The sequence below is a fragment of the Nostoc sp. UHCC 0302 genome, from assembly GCF_038096175.1.
Classification (GTDB): Bacteria; Cyanobacteriota; Cyanobacteriia; order Cyanobacteriales; family Nostocaceae; genus UHCC-0302.
On record NZ_CP151099.1, the window covers coordinates 2,719,141 to 2,744,742 of the forward strand.

The 25,602-nt window shown below is 41.3% G+C and carries 24 protein-coding genes and 1 pseudogene; 14 read left to right on the forward strand and 11 right to left on the reverse strand.

Translation table 11 applies throughout. The features are described 5' to 3' along the window. The first annotated feature begins 82 nt into the window (after positions 1-82). The 3 genes from WKK05_RS11275 to WKK05_RS11285 all read left to right on the forward strand — a co-directional run bounded on the left by WKK05_RS11275 (position 83) and on the right by WKK05_RS11285 (position 4,281). On the forward strand, positions 83-1,813 hold the full coding sequence (locus tag WKK05_RS11275) for a diflavin flavoprotein (protein ID WP_341529812.1): 1,731 nt from the start codon (positions 83-85) through the stop codon (positions 1,811-1,813). 131 nt (positions 1,814-1,944) lie between these two features. Then, positions 1,945-2,457 (forward strand): phosphate-starvation-inducible PsiE family protein, encoded by a 513-nt coding sequence (locus tag WKK05_RS11280; protein ID WP_341529813.1) that lies wholly within the window; start codon positions 1,945-1,947, stop codon positions 2,455-2,457. Positions 2,458-2,544: 87 nt separating this feature from the next. Then, a complete protein-coding gene (locus WKK05_RS11285) occupies positions 2,545-4,281 on the forward strand; it encodes a diflavin flavoprotein (RefSeq protein ID WP_341529814.1) in 1,737 nt (578 codons plus the stop codon). A 942-nt stretch (positions 4,282-5,223) separates the two neighbouring features. Here WKK05_RS11285 and WKK05_RS11290 read toward each other — a convergent pair. Next, on the reverse strand, positions 5,224-5,370 hold the full coding sequence (locus WKK05_RS11290) for a hypothetical protein (RefSeq protein WP_341529815.1): 147 nt from the start codon (positions 5,368-5,370) through the stop codon (positions 5,224-5,226). Positions 5,371-5,527: 157 nt separating this feature from the next. Here WKK05_RS11290 and WKK05_RS11295 point away from each other — a divergent pair, with 157 nt between their 5' ends. The 6 genes and pseudogenes from WKK05_RS11295 to WKK05_RS11320 all read left to right on the forward strand — a co-directional run bounded on the left by WKK05_RS11295 (position 5,528) and on the right by WKK05_RS11320 (position 9,969). Next, positions 5,528-5,695 (forward strand): hypothetical protein, encoded by a 168-nt coding sequence (locus WKK05_RS11295; RefSeq protein ID WP_341529816.1) that lies wholly within the window; start codon positions 5,528-5,530, stop codon positions 5,693-5,695. A gap of 392 nt (positions 5,696-6,087) precedes the next feature. After that, positions 6,088-6,237 (forward strand): annotated as a pseudogene (locus WKK05_RS11300) (3-phosphoshikimate 1-carboxyvinyltransferase); the annotation flags it as partial. A 129-nt stretch (positions 6,238-6,366) separates the two neighbouring features. Beyond that, positions 6,367-6,813 carry a DUF3598 family protein gene (locus tag WKK05_RS11305; protein ID WP_341529817.1) on the forward strand — a complete coding sequence of 149 codons (447 nt, stop codon included), beginning with the start codon at positions 6,367-6,369 and terminating at the stop codon, positions 6,811-6,813. 55 nt (positions 6,814-6,868) lie between these two features. Continuing rightward, positions 6,869-8,257, forward strand: coding sequence for a histidine--tRNA ligase (gene hisS / locus WKK05_RS11310; RefSeq protein WP_341529818.1), 1,389 nt, complete (start codon positions 6,869-6,871; stop codon positions 8,255-8,257). A gap of 452 nt (positions 8,258-8,709) precedes the next feature. After that, positions 8,710-9,477 (forward strand): aldolase/citrate lyase family protein, encoded by a 768-nt coding sequence (locus tag WKK05_RS11315; protein ID WP_341529819.1) that lies wholly within the window; start codon positions 8,710-8,712, stop codon positions 9,475-9,477. Positions 9,478-9,510: 33 nt separating this feature from the next. Further along, positions 9,511-9,969 carry a RidA family protein gene (locus WKK05_RS11320; protein ID WP_341529820.1) on the forward strand — a complete coding sequence of 153 codons (459 nt, stop codon included), beginning with the start codon at positions 9,511-9,513 and terminating at the stop codon, positions 9,967-9,969. 8 nt (positions 9,970-9,977) lie between these two features. Here the strand turns inward: WKK05_RS11320 and WKK05_RS11325 are convergent, their stop codons facing one another. Continuing rightward, on the reverse strand, positions 9,978-10,799 hold the full coding sequence (locus tag WKK05_RS11325) for an alpha/beta hydrolase (RefSeq protein ID WP_341531067.1): 822 nt from the start codon (positions 10,797-10,799) through the stop codon (positions 9,978-9,980). A 105-nt stretch (positions 10,800-10,904) separates the two neighbouring features. Continuing rightward, positions 10,905-11,828 (reverse strand): 3-keto-5-aminohexanoate cleavage protein, encoded by a 924-nt coding sequence (locus tag WKK05_RS11330; protein ID WP_341529821.1) that lies wholly within the window; start codon positions 11,826-11,828, stop codon positions 10,905-10,907. Positions 11,829-11,993: 165 nt separating this feature from the next. Here WKK05_RS11330 and WKK05_RS11335 point away from each other — a divergent pair, with 165 nt between their 5' ends. Both WKK05_RS11335 and WKK05_RS11340 read left to right on the forward strand, forming a co-directional pair. Next, positions 11,994-12,455 carry an antibiotic biosynthesis monooxygenase family protein gene (locus WKK05_RS11335; protein WP_341529822.1) on the forward strand — a complete coding sequence of 154 codons (462 nt, stop codon included), beginning with the start codon at positions 11,994-11,996 and terminating at the stop codon, positions 12,453-12,455. A 163-nt stretch (positions 12,456-12,618) separates the two neighbouring features. After that, positions 12,619-12,939 carry a hypothetical protein gene (locus WKK05_RS11340; RefSeq protein ID WP_341529823.1) on the forward strand — a complete coding sequence of 107 codons (321 nt, stop codon included), beginning with the start codon at positions 12,619-12,621 and terminating at the stop codon, positions 12,937-12,939. A gap of 246 nt (positions 12,940-13,185) precedes the next feature. Here WKK05_RS11340 and WKK05_RS11345 read toward each other — a convergent pair whose 3' ends face one another. The 3 genes from WKK05_RS11345 to WKK05_RS11355 are packed head-to-tail and all read right to left on the reverse strand — an operon-like array spanning position 13,186 to position 16,498. Then, on the reverse strand, positions 13,186-14,001 hold the full coding sequence (locus WKK05_RS11345; RefSeq protein ID WP_341529824.1) for an alpha/beta hydrolase: 816 nt from the start codon (positions 13,999-14,001) through the stop codon (positions 13,186-13,188). 56 nt (positions 14,002-14,057) lie between these two features. Continuing rightward, complete coding sequence (locus WKK05_RS11350; protein WP_341529825.1) at positions 14,058-15,032, reverse strand: zinc-binding dehydrogenase; 975 nt, start codon at positions 15,030-15,032, stop codon at positions 14,058-14,060. Continuing rightward, positions 15,029-16,498, reverse strand: a complete 1,470-nt coding sequence (locus tag WKK05_RS11355; protein WP_341529826.1) for an amidohydrolase family protein — start codon at positions 16,496-16,498, stop codon at positions 15,029-15,031. Before WKK05_RS11355 ends, WKK05_RS11350 begins: the two co-directional genes overlap by 4 nt. Before the next feature lie 247 nt (positions 16,499-16,745). Here WKK05_RS11355 and WKK05_RS11360 point away from each other — a divergent pair, with 247 nt between their 5' ends. From WKK05_RS11360 to WKK05_RS11370, 3 genes are all read left to right on the forward strand, one after another. Continuing rightward, on the forward strand, positions 16,746-17,546 hold the full coding sequence (locus tag WKK05_RS11360; protein ID WP_341529827.1) for an aspartyl/asparaginyl beta-hydroxylase domain-containing protein: 801 nt from the start codon (positions 16,746-16,748) through the stop codon (positions 17,544-17,546). Positions 17,547-17,729: 183 nt separating this feature from the next. Continuing rightward, positions 17,730-18,737, forward strand: a complete 1,008-nt coding sequence (locus WKK05_RS11365; RefSeq protein WP_341529828.1) for a zinc-binding dehydrogenase — start codon at positions 17,730-17,732, stop codon at positions 18,735-18,737. 133 nt (positions 18,738-18,870) lie between these two features. Next, entirely contained in the window at positions 18,871-19,269 is a 399-nt protein-coding gene (locus tag WKK05_RS11370; protein ID WP_341529829.1) for a nuclear transport factor 2 family protein, read from the forward strand. An 87-nt stretch (positions 19,270-19,356) separates the two neighbouring features. Here the strand turns inward: WKK05_RS11370 and WKK05_RS11375 are convergent, their stop codons facing one another. The 5 genes from WKK05_RS11375 to WKK05_RS11395 all read right to left on the reverse strand — a co-directional run bounded on the left by WKK05_RS11375 (position 19,357) and on the right by WKK05_RS11395 (position 25,531). Continuing rightward, positions 19,357-19,821 (reverse strand): hypothetical protein, encoded by a 465-nt coding sequence (locus WKK05_RS11375; protein ID WP_341529830.1) that lies wholly within the window; start codon positions 19,819-19,821, stop codon positions 19,357-19,359. Positions 19,822-19,951: 130 nt separating this feature from the next. After that, on the reverse strand, positions 19,952-22,726 hold the full coding sequence (locus tag WKK05_RS11380) for a PAS domain S-box protein (protein WP_341529831.1): 2,775 nt from the start codon (positions 22,724-22,726) through the stop codon (positions 19,952-19,954). A gap of 378 nt (positions 22,727-23,104) precedes the next feature. Continuing rightward, positions 23,105-23,425: a 2Fe-2S iron-sulfur cluster-binding protein gene (locus WKK05_RS11385; RefSeq protein WP_341529832.1), complete on the reverse strand. Its 321-nt coding sequence runs from the start codon at positions 23,423-23,425 to the stop codon at positions 23,105-23,107. Positions 23,426-23,473: 48 nt separating this feature from the next. Then, positions 23,474-24,826, reverse strand: coding sequence for a selenium-binding family protein (locus WKK05_RS11390; protein WP_341529833.1), 1,353 nt, complete (start codon positions 24,824-24,826; stop codon positions 23,474-23,476). Positions 24,827-24,916: 90 nt separating this feature from the next. After that, entirely contained in the window at positions 24,917-25,531 is a 615-nt protein-coding gene (locus WKK05_RS11395) for an NIL domain-containing protein (RefSeq protein ID WP_341529834.1), read from the reverse strand. Between the last annotated feature and the right edge of the window lie 71 nt (positions 25,532-25,602).

Genomic DNA, 25,602 nt, shown 5'->3' on the forward strand with positions numbered 1-25,602 from the left:
TTAGCATTTTACCAAATGATTTTTTTAAGTAAATATAAAGAGAAGAACATTCACTCCAGATAATAGATTTTGGAGAAAACAAATGGTTGCACTCAGAGAAAATAATCAAATTATTTCCAATCCAGGACGTTTAACAATTAAAACTGTTGAAATTGCTGCTGAAACAACTGCTATTCGTTGTCTCGATTGGGATAGAGACCGTTTTGATGTAGAGTTTGGTTTACGAAATGGGACAACCTATAATTCTTTTTTAATTCAAGGAGAAAAAATTGCTTTAATTGACACTTCTCACCGGAAGTTTGAGCAGTTATATCTGGAAATACTCTTAGGATTAATTGATCCAGCTAGAATAGACTATTTAATTATTAGTCACACAGAACCAGATCACAGTGGATTGGTCAAAGATATTTTACAGTTAGCTCCCTCCATTACCGTTGTCGGGGCTAAAATAGCTATTCAATTTTTAGAAAATATGGTTCACCAGCCATTTAAAACAAGGGTGATCAAAAATGGAGAACGCTTAGATTTAGGCAACGGACACGAATTAGAATTTATCTCTGCACCAAACTTACACTGGCCCGATACAATATTGACCTACGACCATAAAACTTACACTCTTTACACCTGTGATGTGTTTGGAATGCACTACTGTGATGACCATACCTATGATGAAAATATAGGTTCATTAGAAGAGGACTTTAAATATTACTATGATTGTCTGATGTCCCCCAATGCACGTTCTGTATTGGCAGCTTTGAAGCGGATTGAAAAATTAGACATCAAAACAGTTGCAACGGGACATGGCCCTTTACTACAACACTATATTTCAGAATGGCTTGGACGTTATCAAAACTGGAGTTTAGAACAAGCTAAAACAGAGACATTAGTAGCGCTGTTTTACACTGAAGATTATGGTTACAGTGAGCAATTAGTACGTGCTGTAGCACATGGATGCGTGAAAACAGGCGTGGCAGTAGAATTGGTAGTATTCAATAACGCTGAGCCTCAAGAAATTCGCGAATTAGTTACACAAGCTTCTGGTTTAGTTATTGGAATGCCGCCTCAATCTTCAATCACGGCTCATGCTGCTTTGAGTACTATTTTAGCTGCGGCGCACAATAAGCAGACCATTGGTTTATTAGAGTCAGGAGGGGGAGAAGATGAACCTGTTTATCCCTTACGCAATAAATTTCAAGAATTGGGATTAACTGAAGCCTTTCCCCCAATTTTAGTTAAGGAAATTCCTACACAAGCGACAGAACAACTTTGTGATGAAGCGGGAACAGATATCGGGCAGTGGTTAACTCGCGATCGCACCATTAAACAAATCAAATCTATCAATACCAACTTAGAAAAAGCCCTAGGGCGTATTAGCACAGGACTATATATTATCACTGCCAGAAAAGGAGAGATTCAAAGTGCAATGTTGGCTTCTTGGGTCACTCAAGCAAGTGTGAATCCTTTAGGAGTGGCGATTGCTGTATCCAAAGAACGGGCAATTGAATCTTTTATGCAAGTAGGCGATCGCTTTGTTTTGAACGTCTTAGAAGAAGGCAAATATCAAGGATTCATGAAACATTTTCTCAAGCGCTTTGCCCCTGGTGCAGATCGTTTTGTGGGAGTGAAGACATATCCTGCCACTAATGGATCTCCCATTCTTGCAGAAGCTTTAGCTTATATGGAATGTGAAATCACTAGCCGCATGGATTGTGGAGATCATTGGGTTATTTATAGCACCGTTCAAACTGGACGAGTTGCCAACATCAATGCACTTACTGCCGCCCATCACCGCAAAGTTGGAAATCATTACTAACTTGGGGATTGGGCATGGGGCATTGGGCATTAGTTATTTATTTCTCCCTCACTTCCCTAGTCCCTAGTCCCCAATGCCCAGCGATGCACTGAGCTTGTCGAAATGTCCCCAATACATATCAGAAAAAAGCCATGTATAAGCCTGTTGAAAATACCTCACTTTCTCTGTATGAAATCAATCGTGGACGCATTGTGCGAACCTTGGAATTGATTCAAGATGTGATTGTGATTTCTCTGTGCATGGGTTTATTTAGCTTCATGGTGCTTCAAGTGAGAGATATGTTCCTCTCTCTATTGCCCCCGCTAGATTTTCATGCTGTTACCGCAGATATTCTCTTTTTACTTATCTTGGTTGAATTGTTCCGGCTGCTGATTATTTATCTACAAGAACAACGAATATCTATTGGGGTAGCTGTTGAAGTAGCCATTGTTTCCGTCTTGCGAGAAGTCATTGTTAAAGGTGTTCTCGAAACTAATTGGAGCCAAGTGTTAGCAACTTGTGCCTTCTTATTAGTTCTGGGAGTATTACTAGTTGTCCGAGTTTGGTTACCCCCTACCTTTGACGGTATCGACCCAGAACAAGAAATATCTAAACGCTACAAAAATCGTATCAAATCAGAATTAACTCAGAATAACAGCCATTAAGAAGGGAGACAAGGGGAATTAGGAATTATAAATACCCCAATCCCCAATCCCCAATCCCCAGTCCTCAATCCCCAACAGGAGGTTACTATGTCTGCTGCTACTTTAACACCCAGCCGTAAGAGAGATGTGCAGGTTGCTGAAATTGGTAAAAATACCCTGATATTGCGATCGCGGACTTGGGAAAGACTAAAATTTGAGGTTGAGTATTCTCGCCAACAAGGAACTACAGCAAATTCTTATTTAATCCAAGCTGATAAAAAGGTCTTAATTGATCCCCCTGGTGAATCTTTTACCGAAATTTACATTCAGCAACTGGCACAACATCTAGACTTCAACACTTTAGATTATATTGTTCTGGGTCATGTCAATCCTAACCGCAGAACAACGTTAAAAGTATTGCTAGCTCAAGCCCCCCAAGCCACGCTGATATGTTCTCGCCCTGCTGCTAATGCTCTCAAAACTACCTTTCAAGAGTGGGAATCACGTATTCAATCTGTGCGCTCAGAAGATACTCTAGACTTAGGACAGGGACATTATCTTTCCTTTATCACCGTACCGACTCCCCGTTGGGCAGATGGACTTTGTACTTATGATTCTGCCAGCAAAATTCTTTATACAGACAAATTTTTGGGCGCTCATATTTGCGAAGATACTTTATTTGATGAAGATTGGAAGAGATTAGACGTAGAACGTCGCTACTATTTTGACTGTCTCCATGCACCCCAAGCCAAACAAGTCGAAGTCGCTTTAGATAAATTGACAGTTTTGGAAGCAAAATGTTACGCCCCAGCTCATGGCCCAGTTGTTCGTTACAGCCTAAGTCGTTTGACTTATGATTACCGTCAATGGTGCCAAGCACAAAAATCTCAGGAGTTGAGCGTTGCTTTACTCTATGCCTCAGCTTATGGAAATACAGCAATTTTAGCTAATGCGATCGCCCAAGGTTTGATTAAAAATGGAGTCAATGTAGAGCCAATCAATTGTGAACTAGCAGATCCCGCAGAGATTACCCGCATTATAGAAGCTTGTGATGGCTTTATTATTGGCTCACCGACTTTAGGCGGTCATGCACCGACTCAAATTCAAACCGCTTTAGGTATAGTCCTTTCTACAGGAACTAAAACCAAGTTAGTAGGGGTGTTTGGTTCCTACGGTTGGAGTGGAGAGGCAATTGATTTACTAGAAAGCAAACTCAGAGACGCCAATTATCGTTTAGGGTTTGAAACAATTCGGGTGCGCTTTAGTCCTACTCCTGAAATTATGCAGCAGTGTCAAGAGGCAGGTGCTTCTTTTGCCCAAAACCTGAAGAAAACCAAGAAGTTGCGTACTCCTCGTCAAGCTGTAACAGAAGCTTCTGTAGACCGTACTGAACAAGCAGTGGGGCGAATTATTGGTTCTTTGTGCGTTGTGACAACTCGTGATGAAGAAACTCACAAAGGAGTTTTAACTTCTTGGGTGTCTCAAGCAACTTTTAATCCGCCAGGGATCATGATTGCCATTGCTAAAGAGCAAAATGCAGATTTAATGCGTCATCCAGGGGATAAATTTGTGTTGAATATCCTTAAAGAAGGAAGAAATGTGCGACGATATTTTTCTCGTCATAGTACTTTAGGCGATAATCCCTTTGCTAATCTTTCCACACAAACTGCTCAGAATGGTTGTCTAATTCTGAATGAGGCGCTAGCTTATTTGGAATGTACAGTGCAAAATCAGCTGGAATGCGGTGACGGGTGGTTGCTTTATGCCGTAGTAGATACAGGAGAAGTATTTGAAAATGATGGTGTAACTGCCCTTGAACATCGAAAATCGGGCAGCCATTATTAAAGTCGTCAGCCTCAAGTCTGCGGTTATACTAATCAAGCCTGTCTATCTCACTGGTGCTAAGCTTCACCCAATTGGGCGCAGATATAGCAGGAGACAAGGAACACTTCTCTACAAGAGGCTGCGCCCTAAGCACAGCTATGCCGCAGGCTTTACGACAGGCGGTAGTTGAATCTCGACTTCGCTCGATTTCCGCGTACTTGTGCTGAGCGTCTTGCCCTGACTTGTGCCGAGCATCTCGACTTCGCTCGATGGAACCGGAGCCGAGGTAGCGTAGCCGTACCCCTCCGAGGAAGCAAGCTACGCATAGCGTCCCGTAGGGAAGGGAGCCGAAGTAGTCGAAACTCAGTGCATCGCAGGGAACAGGTTTGAAAGTCTTTTGATGTCTAGGTTTTATGTTTATTTGATGTCTTAAACTACCTGGTGAGAGCCATATCACCAGTTGAGCAAACTTTTCTGGATAAATCTCTTTCTTCAAACTCCAACATCACCCTCTACCGCTCATCAGTAGCATCCTTGAGAGGTTAAGATAAAGCACCTTTTGTCAATCAGTTAAAATACTCAAAATCGTCATTATCTACAAAGTATTTAACAACTTAAATATTGTGTCAATTGTACCAGTCGTAAACCTGTTAGGTGGGGCGGGTTAAGCAGCTATCAGCAAGAATGGCACTAAGATAAGGGCAAACCTATTATTTATAAGGCTTTTGGGTGTGGGGTGTAGGGTGTAGGGTGTAGTGATCAAGAAGTTTATTAATGTTTGCACTTCCATTCTATTTTTCTTAATTTCTGACTACACCCCACACCCTGCCCCCAACAAAGAGCCTGATTCATGGATTTTAGCTTTTCAAGCGTGCCATTCGCTATCAGCAACTATTAGCAATTGGGCAGATACTACGCAGTTTACCATGCCGAGAGATTGACACAGATTATTTGTATGTGTTGTCAGTATGGATTGACCATGCCAAAAGCCGCAGTAATGCTGGGTTCAAACGGCTGAAACGGTTGCGACCAAAAGGCAGTAAAGATTTTCGGGAGTTTTAGTTTGATGTGTTGATGGCGAATCCGCCCTTTGCCGCTATGATTTGGCAAAAAAGCCAGATGGTAAGTGGCAAACTAAGGTAGGGCGCGATATTTTGTTTATTGAGCGCAATTTGGACTTTTTGAAACCGGGGGGTAGAATGGCGATGGAAGAAGCCCCTAGTCGAGCGCAATGGTTTGTCAAAACTAACGATGTAATAAGGAAATCTTGAAAAGCGCGATCCTCGAATTAATTCGTGACAATCGAAAAGAAGTCTCTGAATTTCTGGCAGAAATTCTTGAAGACGTGGCAATGGATCAAGCGATCGCTGAAGGTGAAACAACTGAACTAGTTAGCCGTGAGCCCATCTTTCCACTTTTAGAGCTGAAAGCGTGAAAGTCGAGTTTAGAAAAAGCCTTGGACATTAATCCAACCACTACTACTTAATATCTTGGATTAGCAATGAAAGCAGTTAAAGCCAGGGCGTGGACAATAGTAAACTGGTAAGCATAGCGGTCTAACAACCCAATTGGAGCGGACTGGCGAAAGATATTGGTGTGGATACAGAGGTTACTTGCAGCAGATCAAACGGAACATTAGAAGCCGACGAGAAACGCGTAGGCGTAGCCCGCCGCAGGCATCGCTTGGAAGAAAAACGGAATTCGCTATGTTTCGCGTCAAGTTATGCCAGCGATGATTAAAGCCGTCTTTGACAACCTTCCCCACTCCCCACTCATAATATGCGAACATAATTAAGTTGTAGCTGACTACCTGCACAGAGATTTAAAATGGATACCATTGCAATCCCTGTTCTGAATCGCCCAGTAAATGCCACGGTAGAGATTCCTGTTTCTAAAAGTATTACCAATCGGGCATTACTCATCGCTGTCTTAGCGCTAAGTGACTCGATTTTAGAAAATGCCTTATTTAGTGAAGACTGGCATTTGCTGTCACTGGCTTAAAGCTTCCAAGCCTTGTAATAAAAGACCCTGGTTGTACAGCGAAAACTTCTCCCGATTACTTTACTCAATTTTTCCAAATGTTAGAACAATAAAAGGTGAATTGCAATGTCAAATATTCGAGAAGGAATGCCTGTACTTGTCCGTCATGAAGGAGACTGGCTAGGAACTTATACAGTAGTTGATACAGCTGGAAATATTCTAGATAAATATGAATCTCACTTAACTTGTCAGTTCCCAGAAAGTGGCCCTCATCCCTACTACCAAATCAATCGCTACAAGTGGTCTGATGGAAAAAAGGAGGAGTATGAATTCCCCGGAAGTTATAAAGATAATAAGCTTTGGTTTGATACCGATCGCATTTATGGAAAAGCTTGGGAAGCGGACGATTCCATCGTTATTTTGCAGTTTTCCTATAAAACAAACCCAGAAATGGGATTGTATGAAATGATTTATATTAGTCCTGACAATAATAATCGTGCGCGGACTTGGCATTGGTTTAAGAACAATCAAATCTATCAACGCACTTTAATTCAAGAAGAACGGCTAAGATAAAAAAACTTATCTTGGCTGATCAAGACAAGTTTAGCGATGATAAAAAGGTACGCGCATGGCAAAAAGTGACAAAATAAACTTTTCTACTCCTAGTGGTTTTCCCGAATTTCTACCTAGCGAAAAGCGTCTAGAATTATATTTGCTAGATACCATCCGTAGAGTTTTTGAAAGCTATGGATTTACACCCATCGAAACGCCTGCTGTAGAAAGGTTAGAAGTCCTGCAAGCTAAAGGCAATCAAGGCGACAATATCATTTATGGTATTGACCCCATCCTGCCACCAAATCGGCAAGCAGAAAAGGATAGATCAGGTGAAACTGGTTCAGAAGCTAGAGCTTTAAAGTTTGACCAAACTGTTCCTTTAGCGGCGTATATTGCGCGTCACCTTAATGAATTAACTTTTCCTTTTGCCCGCTACCAAATGGATGTTGTTTTTCGTGGTGAACGAGCAAAAGATGGACGTTTTCGTCAGTTCCGTCAGTGCGATATTGATGTAGTTGCGCGTCGTGAACTCAGCTTACTTTATGATGCTCAGATGCCTGCAATTATCACTGAAATATTTGAAGCAGTCAATATTGGTGATTTTCTGATTCGCATTAACAATCGTAAAATTCTCACAGGTTTCTTTAAGTCAGTGGGAATTGCAGAGAACAAAATTAAATCATGTATTGGCATTATTGATAATTTAGAAAAAATCGGCGAAGTTAAAGTTAAGCAGGAATTAGAAAAAGAAGGAATTCTAACAGAACAGACACAAAAAATAATTGATTTTATTAAAATTAATGGCACAGTTGATGAGGTAATAGATAAACTCAAACATCTCGCGCAAAATCTGCCAGAAGCCGAGCAATTTAGTCTAGGAGTTGCTGAAATAGAAACGGTAATTACAGGTGTGCGTAATCTAGGAGTTGCTGAAAATCGGTTTTGTATTGATTTAGCGATCGCTCGTGGTCTAGATTACTATACTGGTACAGTTTACGAAACAACTCTATTAGGACATGAAGCCTTGGGCAGTATTTGCTCTGGCGGCAGATATGAAGAATTAGTCGGGACATTTTTAGGCGAGAAAATGCCTGGAGTTGGTATTTCTATTGGCTTAACTCGCTTAATTAGCCGATTGTTAAAAGCTGGTATTCTCAATACCTTAGCTGCCACACCTGCACAGGTGATGGTAGTGAATATGCAAGAAGATTTAATGCCCACTTATTTAAAAGTGTCACAAAATCTGCGTCAGGCTGGAATTAATGTTGTAACTAGTTTTGATAAGAAAGGATTAGGTAAACAATTCCAGCTAGCTGATAAACAAGGAATTCAATTTTGCGTAATTATTGGTTCTGAAGAAGCAGCGGCACAAAAGTCATCGCTCAAAGATTTGAAAACAGGCGAACAAGTAGAAATACCACTTGATAATTTAGCTGAAGAATTAAAACGCAGGCTTCAATGATTTAGCTGATTTGGAAAAGAAAGGGATAGAGAGTTTTTTCTTGAACAGCCAACACACAGGTTAATAAGTTTCTTGAAGTTTTGAGGAGGCGAAAATTTATATTTTCAAGGAGATTGGTAGGATACTTATACAATTATTTATGTGTTGGAAGTAATGATAATATAGCGGTTTGCAGTTGAATCCAATACAGACCTAACCCCCAGCCCCTTCCCTACAAGGGAAGGGTAGTAATACTAATTCACGAAAATCTTGATACATATAGATTTCTCGTAGTGGCATGGCAATGCCATGCCACTACCAGTGTATTTGTATCATTATTAAAATGAAATGGTATAAGCCTCAAAGCCTCTGTGCCTTGTAGGAGAGAAGTTTGGAGAGAGGTCAGAATGTATTCTATCTAAACGAGAAGCGCTACATAAAAAATTATGTTCAGACCTAATAGGCTGAAGAAAATGCTCCAAACCGATTCCAAACCAATCGGTTGCTGGATTTTTTTCTCAGATGCTGACTCAATCGAACTTCTTTCTATGTGTGGATTTGATGCTTTTATCATCGACCACGAACATGGCGCTACGGATATGCACGTCCTAGTAGAGCAACTCCGCGCTGCCCAGGCTACAGATGCTACCTGTATTTTGCGTGTGCCTTCAGACGATCCAGTCTATATCAAGCGAGCCTTGGACATGGGCGTGGAAGGTATACTCGTTCCGACTGTAGAATCAGCTGATGAAGCGCGAGCAATTGTTGCTGCTACTCGCTATCGACCTCATGGCGGACACCGAGGTGTTGGTTATCCTGAGAGCCGAGCAGCCAACTGGGGTTTGGCAGAGCTAGAGTATCCTGCCAACTATCGAGAGAACCTACTTGTAGCCGTGATCGTTGAAACCCGTCGAGGTTTCGAGAATGTTAGGGAAATTGCCGCAGTTGAAGGGATCGATATGGTATTTCTAGGAGCAGGCGATCTGATGGCAGACATCGCGGAAGATTTTGCTGCACTGACTAAGTTAGGAACTTACAATAATTCAGAACTTGACCGATTGATGGCGGAAGCTGAAGCGATAGTTCGCTCCACCCCCAATTGTTGGCTTGGGGGTGTCAGTCGCAATGCCGCAGGAGGTGGCGAACTGTTCGCTAAGGGCTATGATTTTGTGCTACCTGCTGCTGATTGCTGGATGCTGTCGGATGCAGCGCATTCAATTGTCACTGCCATGAAAGGTTAAAATTTTCAGTTTAAAAAGTGTGGAGCTACTTAGATGGCGAAGACTCGTGAAGTAATTATTCCCAAAGGGATGGAAATCTTATACGAAAAGTATCACTATTGCCCTGGCATTAAGGTAGGCAATACATTATATATCTCAGGACAGGTGGGACGCGATGAAAATTTACAGGTAGTAGAGGGAGTAGAAGCCCAATTTATTCAGACTTTTGAGAATGTGAAAAAGGTACTTTCAGCAGCAGGAGCCACTTTTGACGATGTGGTAGAGATGATTACTTACCATGTGACAGGGGTAAATCTTGGGAATTTGCCAGATCAGCCTTCTAATGCTTCTGAGCAACAACAGTTTAGTATTCCACACCTGCCGCTGTTTATCAAAGTAAAAGATCGCTATTTCACTAATCAATTCCCTACTTGGACGGGATTTGGGATAACTGCTTTATCTACACCAGGACTAATCGTAGAGATTAAGTGTACAGCAGTACTAGAAAATTAGAACCTGAACTATTCCGAATTGTTCAGAAATTCGATTACTGCCTGCGCTACTTCTTCAGCTATCTGATTCATCATGCAAATTGTTCCTTGTGAAAATTCAACGACTTTGCCATGAGGAATTGCTTGAGAAAGAAAATAGCGATCGCCAGCTTTTGCTAAGCTCAGTCTTTCAAATTCTTTGACATCATCCATTCCCCAAATAATCAGAGTTGGACACTTGATGGAACGAAATCTTTCTGGTGCATCTAGACAGTAATTGCCTACCGCCCAAACTGCGTACAAAGGATGACCAAAACATTTTAAATCGTCTAATACCCAACGGTGATTTAATTCGGCAGAGCCTACGTATCGAGAACGGGCTAACCATCTTTTCATGAGGTGAGAGCCATCTTCTTCGATTTTAAAACCTTCCTCAAACATTCTAAATAGCTCTGCTTGTCCTCCTTCACCAAAACCAGCCACGTTACCTAAGATGAGTTTTTCAATGCGATCGCTATAAGTTGCTGCTATTTCTCCAGCCACAAAAGCACCTGTATGGTTTCCCAGAATACTCGTTTTTTCTATACCTAATTCATCTAAAAGTGCGATCGCCGTTTTCGCGTAGTCGGCAACTGTATACATTCTCGGTGGTTTATCCGAATCACCAAACCCCATCAAATCCATTGCTATGACTCGTCTGTGTTGAGCAAGGATAGGCATGAGTTCGCGATATTCGTCACTACTGCGGGGGTTCATGTGGAGTAAAAGTATGGGTTCACCCTCGCCACCGATTCGATAAAGAATCTGTCCATCTTCTGTGTCTAAAAAAGCTCGTTTAATTTTTTGGTTCATTCTATTTGAGCGATCGCAGTTACATTCCCTATAGGTGGGCATTGCCCACCCTACATTCTAGATCCCAATTCATTACCAAAATTTGCTGCTATACTCATCCCAGCTTTAGTTGACAGTTGCCTGTAACTTTTCTGTTTGGGAAGCTCGCAGTGGCATCTTTAGAATTTTGCGTGCCTGCGCTGGCGTTGCAACTTCTCGACCGAGCGTATGTGCCATCTTTGCAACCTTGTCCACTAACTCGCCATTGTGCGGCTTGCCAAAGCGACTGTAAGCATAATCTCCAAGTCCGATTCCGACGTGTCCGCCAAGCGTGATTGCCCAGGATGCCACCCGCATCACGTCTCCATTCCAGCAAAGCGCCAACCACTGGTTACCAGCAGGAACCTCAGCCACAAACGCTTGCAAACCCGATATAGTAGCCGCAGCTCCAGCCGGCATCACTTCCCCAGTAAAGACAAACTCCCAAAGCGTTTGCTGTGGCAGAAGTCCCATTTCCTGGAAGCAACGCGCTGTTCGCATTTGCCCTACGTCCCAACAGACTGAACTGACGTAGAGATTGTGTTCTTTGAATACTTCAAGCACTGCCATGAGGTTAGCGCGGGTATTAACGTAGACTTGATCATAGGTAGTAAACTGTTTCGTCTGAGGATTCCAGAAGTCCACGTTGAGCGACCCAAAATCTACTGGAGCCATGTCAACCCGCAGCACTGGATCGTCATTCACTGCCAAGATGTGCCGGACGCGATCCTCTACCTGATTCTGTGTAATGTAGCCAAGCGTCGGATGAATTAGGAGATCCGTCTGTTCGCGAATTCCCTGTATAACTTCGAGATAGAGTTCAACTTCGTTGCGCGGTTTTCCACTATCTGGGTCTCGCCCGTGCCAATGAAAAATTGAAGCCCCTGCTTCCCAGGCGCGAACTGCTTCGCGGATGATTTCTTTTGGAGAGTAGGGTAAAGCAGGATTGTCTTCGCGATAAGCTATTTCGTTACAACGACACTCGATAATCAGGGGTAATTCGTCATTCATTGTCTTCTTCCTAAGTAGTCGTCATGAACTGCGTACGCCAGAACGGATGAAAAAGGGGCTAGAGGCTAGTATTTTTTACTCAGTACGCTGCTCAACGTCCCGCTACCCCTAACAGAACTTTTTCAAGTCAGGTACAGTATTGTCATATATACCTGGAGATACCTAATGATTAGAACAAGTAATTTTTTTGGTATTCTTTGTGGATTAGCGGTTTCAGCTTTGATTTTACCATTAGCTGCTTTTTCACAGTTTGAAACCCTTGCAGTTTCAGCACAGCCTCTACCAAATAATCCGGCTACTACCCAATCTAAGAAAGCAGTCGCACGTATTTGGCATGGTACAACCCTGACATCGAAAGCAGACGAATATTATGCTTATTTGTTAGAAGCTGGTATTAAAAAAATCCAATCAATTCCTGGTAATTTGGGAGTGCAAGTACTTCGCCGTACTGATGGCGATAACACAGAATTTACTGTTATCTCTTACTGGGAATCACGCGATGCAATTCGCAAGTTTGCTGGTAATGATATTGAAAAAGTTAGTCCTCTTCCGAAAGATAACGAATATCTCATAAAACCGGAAACCAAAGTTAAACACTTTGATGTATTGTTCAGCGATCGCAAATAATTTTAGATCAAAATGTAGGGTTCAGTTAAGCCTAAAACTCTTTGTTAATAGTCAATTTTACGAACCGCATACTCCTACGGAGAAGCAAGCTATGCGTTAGCGTCTCGTTAGAGAAGGACGCTAAGGACGCAAAGAGAAGGAAGGAATGCTTAACTAAACTGTATTGGCTACAGCCTGCGCGAAACACGGAAACGTTAAGGCAGAAGCTCTTACAGTGAAGACGGAAGTTGCTACAGCTTGCGCGAAACACGGAAACGTTAAAGCAGAAGCTCTTGCAGGGAAGACGGAAGTCGTTACAGCTTGCGCGAAACACGGAAACGTTAAAGCAGAAGCTCTTGCAGGGAAGACGGAAGTCGCTACAGCCTGCGCGAAACACGGAAACGTTAAAGCAGAAGCTCTTGCAGGGAAGACGGAAGTTGCTACAGACTGCGCGAAACTGACATACAAGGGTGTGTTGTCGCGTAACGCAACGCACCTTCAATAATTTCGTGTCTCTTGTAATACTTATTTAGCTAATACCAATTCAATTAATGATTGCAACACATCTTTGGGTGAAGACGCGATGAATCGCGTCTCTACAACATGGTTTATTTGTCACATTCTTTTTAAATGTGTATAAAATATAGCCATATTTATATAGATTAAGACAGTGTTTATTGCTAAAAGCCTTGAAGTAACTAGGTTTTTACTCAGAACTCAGCATTTATTACTTAGTACTTTGCTATACTTACTATTCTTCCAAAAAATCGACTACTACTTTTAATACTTCTTCCGGCATTTGATTGATCATCCAAAGGGTTCCACCTTCTAGTTCGACACTTTGGCTATCAGCAATTACTTCCCTGAGCCAAGATTGATTCTCAGCGTTGGCTAAACCAACTTTTTCTAAAGGTTCTAACGCTTTTTCCCCAGACAAAATCAAACTAGGACACTTAATTAACCGAAATCGTTGTTTAGCAGACAGACAATAGTTTGCTACAGCTAAACCAGGATATACAGGAGAGCCAAAGCACTTCAAATCATCTAAAACACAACGGTGATTTAACTCCCCCTTGCCGACGTAACTGACACGAGCTGACCATCTTTCTATCAGGTGAGAGCCACCTTCTTTTATTTGAAACCCTTGAGAATATGTCTTTAAAACCTTGTCTCTTTCTTCTTCGTCAAATCCAACTACATTGCAGAGGATGAGTTTTTCAACTCTTTCTGGGTAAGCTGCTGCCACTTCTCCTGCAATATAACCCCCTGTAAGGCTACCGAAAATGCTTGCCTTTTTTATGCCTAATTCGTCCAAAAGTGCGATCGCACTTTTGGCATAGTCTGCAACTGAATAAACTCTGGGGGGTTTGTCAGAATCACCTAATCCCATTAAATCCATTGCAATTACTAATTTTTTAGGAGCCAAAATAGGCATTAATTCTCGAAATTCATCACTACTGCGAGGAGTCATGTGCAATAAAAGTATGGGTTCACCTTCTCCACCTATACGGTAAAGAATTTGTCCATCTTCTGTGTCTAAAAATGCTCTCTTGATACGTTGGCTCATTTTCTTATACTTTCTTATACTCCTTACTTTACTGGAGTTTATATTTAGATTTCATATTACGGAACTACAATAATCTTTCCTATCAAATCTCGGTTTTCCATTCTCCTCAATGCCCCAGACACCCCTTTTAGACCAACTATCTCATCAATTGTTGGCTGTAACTTGCCCTGAGCAACTGCTGGAATAACTAAATCTCGAAGTGTCCCTAAACTTGACTGATAATCATTGTTATACCAGAGAGCGATGCCGTAAACTGTGGCATTGCGCCCCAGCAGTTTCGCAATAGGCAGGGCAGCATCCATGCCAGTCGTAGTGCCGTAGCTGACAATCCGACCATTATTGGCGATCGCTTCTAGGCAATGAGCAAAGGTTACTTTTCCCGCACCATCAAGTGCCACCTGTACCCCTGAGTTCTCAGTAATTCGACTTACCTCGGAAGCTACATCTTGAATGCTATAGTCAATCCCCTGTAATGCACCTAACTGGAGTAATCGCTGTACCTTTGCCCCATTACCCGCGGTGGCAATAACTCGCCCTCCTAACAACTGAGCAAGTTGAACTGCTGCGGTGCCAACGCCGCCACTACCTGGATGTACCAAAACCCACTCTCCACGCTGGATATTGGCTTTGTGGATCAGTGCCATCCCGGCAGTCAGATAAGCAATAGGCAAGCTGGCTGCTACTGCAAATGACACTTCATCGGCAAGAGGTAACAACTCGCTTGCAAAGCCAATTGCCATTTCTGCAAACGCACCCCTCACGTGTCCAACTACACGCATTCCGGGCAGCAATTCTTTCACTCCTAATCCCACAGCATCAACTTCACCAGCAGCCTCCTGGCCCAGGATGTGAGGTAGTCCCTGATAGCCATATCCTCGATAGGTTCCATAGGTTGTCTGTAAGTCAGAATTATTAATTCCAGCAGCACCTACCCGAATTCTGACTTCACCAGGGCCGGGTTGCAAAACTTCTACCTCATCTACCCGTACAGCAGTCGGGCCACTGTAGTCATGAATACGTGCTACTTTCATCTGCGGTTTAAATAAAGCCCACTGGGAACACCAAGTATCTGTCCGCGATCGTAAATTCTCCTCCCCCGCAAAAAGGTAGTTTTGACTCGTCCAGTTAACTCCATTCCTTCAAACGGCGTATAGCCTTGTTGCGACTCTGACTCAGCAGCACTTACTACAAAGGTTTCGTTTGGATTTACCAACACCAAATCAGCATCATAGCCAATAGCAATATCGCCTTTTGTTAATAACCCAAAGCGCCGCGATGGGTTCCAAGATAGCAACTTAGCCATATGGTTGTAGGACATTCCTCGCTTGCTACCTTCACTCAATACCCCAGAAAGTAAATATTCTGTACCGCCAAAACCAGACTTTGCTAACCAAATATTATTCGGGTCTTTAGCACTTCTTTTTTGTTCGGCAGAACAGCAAGCATGGTCACTAACTATCCAATCTACTTGATGATTGAGTACTGCCTGCCACAAGTATTCCACATCTGCACGGGGACGAATAGGGGGGTTGACTTTTGCCCAAGTACCATTGGGCGTATCAATATCTAATAGTAAATGTCCGATAGTAACTTCGCGCCGAAAATTGATATGGGGAAAAGCAGTTTGCATAGTCAAAGCTGCTTCCATTGCCTTACGCGAACTCAGGTGTAACAAATTGATGTTTGCACAGTTAGTCTCATGTGCCAAATAGGAAGCAATGCAAATTGCTAACCCTTCAGAATGAGGCGGACGTGCTGCACTGTAGGCGTTTAGTCCACTAAGACTAGAATCATTTTCAACTATTTTAGTGTACGCGTTGAGAATTTCTGCAACTTCACAATGCAAACTCAAGCTGATAGTATCTCGCGCTTCTGGATGTTTCTCCATTAAGCGAGTTAGACCACGCATAATAAATTCAAAATGAGCGAAATCGTAGCGTTCCTCTTTATTAATCATTAAAAAGAGGTTTTGCTGGTCTGACAAACCATGTAAGCCATAACCACCATAAAACATGAAAATTTTAAACGAAGATACACCATGTTCCTCAAACAGTAGAGGTATTTCGTCGATATGTTGACTGGCAATGGGTGCAACATGGTAGCTGTAATCTACAAAAAAATTACCTGCGGATAAAGCCAATACCTCTGGGAAAAAATCGCGGTAAGAACCGCCTTTGTTAAGATAATATTGCCCTGTACGGATGTAGTTGAGACTGGTTGTTACTCCTCCCATTGCCGCAGCTTTAGTTTCGGTAACTGCATCTTTGTCGAGGGGTTGATAGATACCGATGTGCATATGGGCATCCACAACACCAGGAAAACCTAGCAGGTTTTGGGCATCAAATAGCTCTTTACCTTGGTCTGGGCTAATATTTGGAGCAATATGAGCAAATTTTCCATCCTTAATTCCCAAATCCAGTAGTTCCACAGCATCATCATGGGGGCGAACTACCCGGACATTTTTGATAATTTTATCTAAGAAAGGAGCCTCAGACACAGTAGACCTCACACTACAATGAGTACAGAACCCAAAGTTTTAATGCTCAAAAATGATATCAATACTGATGATATTATTCTATGCAACCATTGTACAAATTTAGACCCAGAACTTTAGGACTAGTCTTTTACTTAGTGATGGATGCATCACTTAATTTAGATAATAATTCCCACATCGTACCAGGACGCAGATAAAATCCCATCCTATGTAACGGTTTTTTATGCAAATAATTTCAGGAGAAAAGACAATGGAAACTTTTAATGAGTATCATCTGAACCCAGAAAAATTTACTTTTCTCAAAAGTTTTCAAGAAAATTGGCGGGTAATTAGAGACGAGTTTACACACTTTATTGCTCATGCCTCTAATGAAGAGTTAAATTTCACTTATGATGTTTTGGGGCCGAAAAGTCAAACGATTAAAACCAAGGGCAATGCGAAATATAGTGCTTTTGGTATATTATTTCAAGGGATGTTTATTGAAGAATACATTCAATTACATCAAATACAATATCCTGATTATAGAACAGATGATGCATCACAAAAAGCCCTTAAATTAAGAGAAAAATATTTTCCAAACTTGGCTAATGTAATAGAAAAAGTGAAATTTCTTGATGATTCTGTTATCAGAAACGTCTATTTTGGTACATTTCGCCCTGGTTTGGATGTCAAGCTCCACGTGAATTATAATCCTCATATGAATCGTGGCTATTTAGGATTGATTGTGCCAGAGGGGGATGTAGCTATGAAAATATGCCATGAGCAACTTTATTGGCATGAAGGAGAATTCATGATTTTAGATCATAGCTTTCCACATTGTCCGCATAATTACACCAATTATGATAGAACTGTCTTGGTTGTAGACTTTTTTAAACCGGATAAGCCTAGAGAGGAAATGATCCGATTTGAAAAAGAGCAAGTCACACAACGTATGCAAGATAATCCTTATAGCTTAGGTGTTTTTGGTAAAAACGATAAAGCTAAGGTAGAAGATTTTATCAAGTATGGTTTAGCTCATCAGTTAGAGTGGGATAAAGCTTTAAAAGCCTAGAGGATGTCTGAGAAGCGACTAAATACCTGATACAGATACATAGTAAGGGCGTACAGTTGTACGCCCAGAGTGCCGATTCATTTGTTACAAATAGACCATCTGTAGAGACGCGATTCATCGCGTCTTCACCCAAGGATATGTTGCAATCATTAATTGAATTAGTATTAAACATAAAATTTAGAAATGAATGCAGAAACCTATAGGAAGTTAATAGCAAAACAACTCAATCAAGATTTTAAATTTGCTGTAGAAATTGTTGAAATTCCTATTTCCAAACCTGATGCTAACCAACTTTTAATTCAAAATAAGTTCGCTGGTATTAACGGTGGATTTGACACTTTACTTTGTCGTGGTGAAGTGCCCTATGTTAACTTAACTCCTCCCTTTGATTTGGGTGTGGAAGTGGTGGGAAAAGTTGTCAGTATGGGCGAAAACGTCAAAGATTTTCAAATAGGAGATGCTGTTATAACTACAGCGCGTGGTGGCGGCTATCGAGAATATCAAGTTATTGATGCAAACTTAGTGGTGAAGGTGCGGGAAGCAACACCAGAGCTATTAACACTAATGCCTACAGGTGTATCAGCTTTAGTTGCATTAGAACAAGTCGGGGAAATGAAAAGTAATGAAGTGGTTTTAGTGACAGCAGCAGCGGGGGGAACTGGTCATATTGCAGTGCAATTGGCGAAATTAGCAGGTAATCATGTAATTGGTACTTGTAGTTCTGAGGCGAAGGCAAAATTACTCAGAGAATTGGGATGCGATCGCATTATCAACTATCACACAGAAAATCTCAACCAAGTCCTCAAGCAAGAATACCCCGAAGGCATTAATTTGGTTTTTGACTGCGTAGGTAAACAGGTTTTCGATACCTGCGTTGAAAATTTAGCAGTGCGGGGACGTTTAGTAGTAGTCGGTTTCATCTCCGAATACGCGAAGAATGTAGAACAAATTACTCAACCCCGCATCTACCACCAACTATTTTGGAAAGCTGCTTCTGTTCGAGCTTTTCTCATGCCTCATTATAAAGAATATATACCAGAGGCACGCGATCGCCTGTTAAACCTACTCTACACCGACAAACTCAAAATTGCTGTAGACGCAACCCAGTTTCAAGGCATAGAATCAATCCCCGATGCTGTAGAATACCTCCTTAGCGGTCAAAATTGTGGCAAAGTAGTTGTCAGATTTTAAGGGTCAAAGAATAGGAATTAAAATCTTTACACAAAGCGCTGTAATTACGAATTACGCTAGTGAGTCTTGTCTGCGACACGCTGTTCGCGTTCGAGCAGAATTACGAATTACGAATTATTAGAGGGTATTGACAGTGACAGCAGAATCAGAAAATACTTTAAAAGTCGCTCAGCAAGCATTTGAGAATCTCACTCATGGAATGGCAACTGGAGAGTGGCAAGCATTACTAGATATGCTCACAGAAGATTTTACTCTTTGGTTTCCAATGGGTAAATTTCACGGTTTAAATGTAGGAAAAGAGCAAGCTAGTGAGTTTTTTCACTATGTTTCTGAAGCTTTCACTCCAGGACTAACACTAACTGCTTTAGACCGTGTTACTAGTAATGAAACGACTGCTGTATTTGAGTTTCGGGATGAGGGGCTTTTGTTTGGGGAACCTTATAAGAATCGGGTAGCAGTTTCTTTTGATGTGCGTGGAGACAAAATTTGTGGTTATCGCGAATACTTTGGTAGTGATGGAAAATCTTATTAATTAGGGTTGGTCATTTGTCATTTGTCATTTGTATTTACAAATAACTAATGACCCTTACGCCAATTTCCTTATTAACTTTATACTTAGTTAGTTCCTATCAGCATTGGGGTTGTTAATTTCCTTGCATTTAGCCTCAGCGGCTTGATATGCTGTTAAATAGTCTTGACCACCCAACATCACGTCACCGTAATATTCATAAGGTGGGTCGCCATAAACTGGCAGCGGCTCGTCTTCTGGATAATCTTCTTTTGATTCTTCGATTATTGCTTTCAGTTTCTTTACAGTTAGGCTTTGTGCTGGAAAATACCATAGTTCCTGGGGATTTTTTTGCAGTTGCGGTAATGTAGGATCGATAATGCGCTCGTCAAGCTCAATCCAACTGTGTTCAATCGGTCGATACGGCTTCCCTGGAGAAACTAAAAATCCCTGAACATACGTTGCTCCCTTAGTTGCTAATGCTGCTTTGAAAGCATTCTCAAAAGGGGTACTAGCTTTGCTGTTTACGCGTTCTGCGATTTCGATTGACAGCGGTTCATCCAATAGTTTTTTCATTAATAGCAAGGATTAAAGCAGTCACAAAAACATCCTATCATCGCTCATCACCGTCTTGCCTGGCGATTAGGGGAGATAAAGGAGATCAGGAAGTCATATTCTTTCCCTGCTTCCCCTAGTCTCCTGTCTTCTATTTTGCATTAATCACCATCTGTAAGTTTTTCAACAAGTCATTTGATGTATAAGGCTTGGATAAAAACTTTTTAACTTTATTACTAAGGTTTTTCATCATTTGATGATTTGATGCTAATCCAGTGACACCAATAATTTTGATGTCTGGGTTAATTTTTTCCAAAACACTAATAGCTGTTGGCCCATCCATAGATGGCATCATCATATCAATTAAGACAACACTAATCTCTTGTTGATGTTTTGTATATAAAGCGATCGCCTCCATTCCATCACCAGCTACTAATACTTTGTAAGCATTTGTTTCTAACCAACTTTTAGTAATTTCCCGAATGTAATCTTCATCATCAACTACGAGAATCAATTCTCCATTTCCTGTGGGTAATTCATTATATACACCTGCTACTTTACTATCTAACTCACTTGTTTGTGTAACAGGTAAGCATACTTGAAATTCTGTTCCTTGCCCCACTTCACTAACTACATTTACGAAACCACCGTGGCTTTTAACAATACCAAGCACCGTTGAAAGACCAAGCCCTGTGCCTTTACCTACTTCTTTCGTTGTGAAAAATGGCTCAAAAATTCTATCTATTATTTTCTTAGAAATTCCTGTGCCTGTATCGGAGACGCTAATCATTACGTAAGAACCCACTTCAGCATCAAGATTCAAACGGGCATAGTCACTATCAACCCAAAAATTCTTTGCAGAAATACTCAGAATGCCGCCATTAGGCATGGCATCGCGAGCATTAATGCAGAGGTTCATCAGTACTTGGTGCAACTGAGTAGTATCGCCAAAAATATGCCACAAGTTTTGCTTGGGAATATTAATACGGACTTCAATAGCTCTAGAGAATGTTTGTTTAACAATCTTTTTAATTTCTGATATTAAATCCTGCACTTGTAAAGTTTTAAAATTTCCTTCAGCGCCGCGTGAAAACCATAAAACTTGTTTGACTAAATCTGCCGCACGTTTAATACTTGATTCCATGATTGACAGCCATTGCTGACTTTTCTCATCAGAATTTTTTGTCTCTAAAAGTTGCACAGTCATCATCATTGGTGTCAACGCATTGTTGAGGTCGTGAGCAATACCGCTTGCTAAAGTGCCGAGACTCTCCATGCGTTGGGCGCGGAGAAACTGCGCTTCGAGTTGTTTTTTCTCTGTAATATCAGAGTTGACACTGAGGATAGATTTAGGTTTTCCCTGCTCATCGTGTACTACTGTCCAGCAACTAGCAACAATAATTTCCTTACCTTGTTTAGTAATCTGATGTAATTCACCTTCCCAAGAACCAGTCTCAGCTATACTTTTCTGGATGTTTTCGATTTGAGCTAAAGTTTTTTTACGATATAATAATTGATTAGCATTCTTACCCAACACTTCTTCTGCCATCCAACCATATAAACATTCAGCGCCTTTGTTCCAAAATTGAATTTGGTTATGCAAGTCTCGCACCAGAATTGCATCTCTAGTAATGTTGAGCAAAGCAGCTTGTTCGCGAATTTTCTGTTCTGCTTGCTTGCGTTCAGTAATATCGAGAACAAAACCGACAGTAGTCGGTTGAGACTGTTCTACAAGCGCACAACCAACTACAACCGGAACACGGCTACCATCTTTGCAAATGTATTCTTTCTCGTAGGGAGTAGAAACTCCAGCACTGATTAATTCTGCGATCGCCTTTTCATCCAATCTGTGATATTCTGACGGCGTGATGTCTTGCCAAAGCAGTTTTCCTGAGTGCAGTGCTTCCCGGTTATATCCCAGCATCTTCAGAAACGCATCGTTAGCTTCTGTAATCTTGCCATTCAGGTCTGTCAAAGTAATGCCAATGATATTCGATTCCACCAGCCGCCGAAATCGGGCTTCACTTTGCTGAAGTGCAACAAAAGCTTTTTCTCGTTCTGTTTGTGCTTGTTTGCGATCGCTAATATCAATCACAAAACCTGCAATTCGAGCAACTTTGCTTGTAGAGTCTAAAAAGAAATATCCATTGTCTTCAACTGTGATGTAAGTTCCATCTTTGCAACATACACGAAATTCTAAATGAAATCGCTCTTTTGTGGATAAAACGCGGTTAAATTCCTCATTAAACAGGTTTCTATCATCAGGATGAATCAACTCTAACCAACGGTTCACACCTCCTGACATTTCAGGCATGGAGTAACCTAATATTTTTTCTACATTGCCAGCATAGTTGATATTGTTTGTATGTGGATTCCAATCGTAGAGAATCTGGCCACTCGCTTGAATTAATGCTTGATAACGATTATTCCACTCAGATAATGCAGCTGAGTGACACCGCAGTTCTTCTTCTACTCGCTTGCGTTCAAAGATTTCCATCTCCAAATGTTCTTTTTGCTCTGTGAGCTTTTTTGTGAGGTTTCGCATTCGGAGATGGATGTTTAGCCTAGCTATAACCTCTTCATGTTCTAAGGGTTTGGTGATGAAATCTACTGCTCCAAGTTTCAATCCTTTGACTTTATCTACTTTCTCACTCAGTGCAGTCATAAAAATTATCGGAATATCTTGAGTTGCTAAATTGCTTTTTAACCGTCTACAAGTTTCAAAACCGTCGATTTTCGGCATTAATACATCTAGCAAAATCAGGTCTGGCAGGGCATATTCTGCCATTTTAACTGCCATTTCTCCATCTTCAGCCCCTAAAACTTTAAAGTCAAAATCTTCTAAAAAATTGAATAATACTTCTAAATTAGTTGGAGTGTCATCAACTATTAAAATGACATCTTTTTCAAGTTTGTTAAAACTCATTATTACCTCTATTAAAATTCTAAAAAATTATTGAAATTATTTACTTTTAAAATTTTTGGCAAGTCAACAAGGATGGGCGACGTTTACCACCCATAACTTATCCCACACTTTTAGTTTTGTAGCCTGCCAAAGCAATAGCTCTAAAGTCACCCCTCATAGCCAAATCTAGCAAAATAGCAATCTCTTCCGCAGGATGAGCAATAAATTTTAGATTTTTAGCAAAGCCGGAAACGCTCCCTGTTCGGCGAAAACCGTAGACGCTTGTGTAGCTTCAGCACAGTATCTTGCTTGTTCCTATGCTTTTGAGTCTCTCGGTAACAAATCCGAATGGCACTAAGAAAAAGTGAAATCCTTGCTATGAATGTGTTTAGAGATAAATCAGCGGCGACCTTTAAACGGATTGATATAAAGTTCATCTTGACACTCTACACCTACTTCCAACTTGCAATCTGAGTAGGGATGAGCAATACACAATAAAACGTAACCCATTGCTGACTGTGTAGGTTTGAGCGCAACTGCTTGAGATTGATGTATTTCGCCTTCAATTAAACGTGCTGCACAGGTAATGCAAGCACCGTATCGACAACCTACGGGTAAACACAATCCTACTGCTTCCACAGCGTCTAAGATATATTGATTTTCCGCCACTTCCACAACAAAGTTATCGCGATTGACGAGTTCAACCTTATAGGTTTTCATATTATTTTTGATTGGGTGAGCAGACAAGCTCACCATTAGTATAGATATTTACACCCAAATATCCGAGGTGCAATCACCGCCAGGATAACGCATCTCATGGGCGCGAGAGGGGCCGGCTGGTTCTTTGCCAAAATCAACGTAGAAATTTTCGTTGATTTTTAGTCCACCATTTTCAGTATCGCAGTCAATTTGCAACAGATATGAACCAGTCTTAGACAAGTCAGGGTAAAACTGATTATCCCAAGTGCTAAATAGGGAATTCGTCACATAAAGCCGCTTACCATCGAGACTCAATTGAAGCATTTGTGGCCCGCCAACCAATTTATGACCTTGAACTTCGCCACTGTTACCTAGTAAACCACCGCACCAAACTTGACCAGTGAGTTTGGGTTGAGCAGGATCACTGATATCATATTGACGAATATCTCCATGCAGCCAGTTGGAAAAATAAACATAGCGATCGCATATTGAAATCAAGATATCAGTAATTAGCGATGGCACAGGAATCGGCCAGCCTTCCAGCTCCACCGATGGCACATCAATTACTTTCTCAATTTCCCATTGGCCGTTAGACTTGTGCCAATGCCAAACATTGCTGCTGAGTGCGGCGGCAACAAACCCATGAGTACTATCGGGGTTATGGTGAAAGCGCAGTTCTAGAGGAATTAATCCTTCTTGTCCTAAATCAAAACTCTGGATAATCTCACGTTTTGACCAATCCCAGAAATGTATTTGATGACCATAGTTGTCAGCTGCTATATCGTTGAGGTCAAAGCCAGGATAATAGGTTTTGGGTGCGCCCCATTCACTACTCACCATGACGTTATGACGTGGCTGATACCAAAAGTCATAGTTGAACCGCATAGCGTCGGTATTGCGTTCCCAGCGTCCAGCAATGTCAAAATTTTCATCTAGTAACAAAAAACCACCGGGGCCATTTCCCTCGCTATCGCCCAGCATGGAAATCATTACATGACCATCTGCTAAGCAGTGTACTGTGTGGGGCGCAGTTAAATTGGTCTTTTGTTTAATTTCTTCTGGTTCAATAACTTTGTGTAGTTTTGGTGCTTTCGTCTCTGCTGTATCAACAATATAAATCCGACTAGAACGTTGTCCAGGTATGACAGTGAACCGCCGGGATTTACTAGCATCGCCATGACACGAACTACACGCATTCCAGCCGAAGTGGTGTAATTCATCACCAATGTAGGGCATAGGTAAGCGATGAATTACTTGGGAGTAAGTTGGAGAAGTGGGATCAACGTCTACGGTGGCAAGGTAATCTGGTTCTTCAATACCTGTACCAGTATAAAGTGCGATCGCATAAAGCACTTTTTCCCGTTCTGCATTAATGGCTGCTTCGGGAGTTGCGTAACCAGGGCCGCAGCAAGCATGAGTCATAGTTTTACACCTTCAACAAGCTCTAAAAAATTACAATTACTATGAATTCTTGCACGTTCTGCGATTGCTGATTACACTATTACTTAATAGTTACAACCAAATTTGTAAGCCTAATTGTTTCAAATACCTCAATCCTAAGACAATTTGCTGCGAATTTCCCCAAATTTCCAAATCAAACCAACCTTCATCTTTCGTATTAGTATTTAACGAAGCTCCAACAATATTTACAGTTAATCCACAGCATGAAATTAACCCAGCAATTACCGGCGAATAACGGTAGTTTTTGGGAATACAGACATGAAACTTGGCTCGATTTGTTTGTCTTTGTACTACATTCCAATCCAAGTCTTCTTCATCAGTTTGCATTTTGGTATTTGCGTGAAATCCAGCACAGTAACTACTTAAACATAAACTATTTAACGTCTTTCTATCTTCTTCAAGACTTTTTAAATTTAGTTGGTGAATTTCTATATTTAACCCTTGTATATAGCTAATACCTGCTTCTACCTGTTGATAACTACCTTGAATTTCTAGATTAAACCAACCGTCTTTCCTGGTGTCGGTTTCTAAAAGAGCCGCAGCGATATTAACTGTTAAGGCGTAACGAGAGATTAATCTCGATAGCACAGGTTGGCGATGATAGTGCTGAGGAATACGAATGCAGATGTCACCAAGGGTGGAATTAACGATTGTAGATATAGCCATTACTCTAATGCCTCAAATTATCAGAAGTTCACTCTCAACTGATACAAAAAGTAAAGATCCACTTGATAAAT

What these genes read in the sequence shown, in the direction of transcription:
- WKK05_RS11275 (WP_341529812.1), top strand. Translation starts at nt 83, where the DNA reads ATGGTTGCACTCAGAGAAAATAATCAAATTATTTCCAATCCAGGACGT.
- WKK05_RS11280 (WP_341529813.1), top strand. Translation starts at nt 1,945, where the DNA reads ATGTATAAGCCTGTTGAAAATACCTCACTTTCTCTGTATGAAATCAAT.
- WKK05_RS11285 (WP_341529814.1), top strand. Translation starts at nt 2,545, where the DNA reads ATGTCTGCTGCTACTTTAACACCCAGCCGTAAGAGAGATGTGCAGGTT.
- WKK05_RS11305 (WP_341529817.1), top strand. Translation starts at nt 6,367, where the DNA reads ATGTCAAATATTCGAGAAGGAATGCCTGTACTTGTCCGTCATGAAGGA.
- hisS (WP_341529818.1), top strand. Translation starts at nt 6,869, where the DNA reads ATGGCAAAAAGTGACAAAATAAACTTTTCTACTCCTAGTGGTTTTCCC.
- WKK05_RS11315 (WP_341529819.1), top strand. Translation starts at nt 8,710, where the DNA reads ATGCTCCAAACCGATTCCAAACCAATCGGTTGCTGGATTTTTTTCTCA.
- WKK05_RS11320 (WP_341529820.1), top strand. Translation starts at nt 9,511, where the DNA reads ATGGCGAAGACTCGTGAAGTAATTATTCCCAAAGGGATGGAAATCTTA.
- WKK05_RS11325 (WP_341531067.1), bottom strand. Translation starts at nt 10,799, where the DNA reads ATGAACCAAAAAATTAAACGAGCTTTTTTAGACACAGAAGATGGACAG.
- WKK05_RS11330 (WP_341529821.1), bottom strand. Translation starts at nt 11,828, where the DNA reads ATGAATGACGAATTACCCCTGATTATCGAGTGTCGTTGTAACGAAATA.
- WKK05_RS11335 (WP_341529822.1), top strand. Translation starts at nt 11,994, where the DNA reads ATGATTAGAACAAGTAATTTTTTTGGTATTCTTTGTGGATTAGCGGTT.
- WKK05_RS11345 (WP_341529824.1), bottom strand. Translation starts at nt 14,001, where the DNA reads ATGAGCCAACGTATCAAGAGAGCATTTTTAGACACAGAAGATGGACAA.
- WKK05_RS11350 (WP_341529825.1), bottom strand. Translation starts at nt 15,032, where the DNA reads ATGAAAGTAGCACGTATTCATGACTACAGTGGCCCGACTGCTGTACGG.
- WKK05_RS11360 (WP_341529827.1), top strand. Translation starts at nt 16,746, where the DNA reads ATGGAAACTTTTAATGAGTATCATCTGAACCCAGAAAAATTTACTTTT.
- WKK05_RS11365 (WP_341529828.1), top strand. Translation starts at nt 17,730, where the DNA reads ATGAATGCAGAAACCTATAGGAAGTTAATAGCAAAACAACTCAATCAA.
- WKK05_RS11375 (WP_341529830.1), bottom strand. Translation starts at nt 19,821, where the DNA reads ATGAAAAAACTATTGGATGAACCGCTGTCAATCGAAATCGCAGAACGC.
- WKK05_RS11380 (WP_341529831.1), bottom strand. Translation starts at nt 22,726, where the DNA reads ATGAGTTTTAACAAACTTGAAAAAGATGTCATTTTAATAGTTGATGAC.
- WKK05_RS11385 (WP_341529832.1), bottom strand. Translation starts at nt 23,425, where the DNA reads ATGAAAACCTATAAGGTTGAACTCGTCAATCGCGATAACTTTGTTGTG.
- WKK05_RS11390 (WP_341529833.1), bottom strand. Translation starts at nt 24,826, where the DNA reads ATGACTCATGCTTGCTGCGGCCCTGGTTACGCAACTCCCGAAGCAGCC.
- WKK05_RS11395 (WP_341529834.1), bottom strand. Translation starts at nt 25,531, where the DNA reads ATGGCTATATCTACAATCGTTAATTCCACCCTTGGTGACATCTGCATT.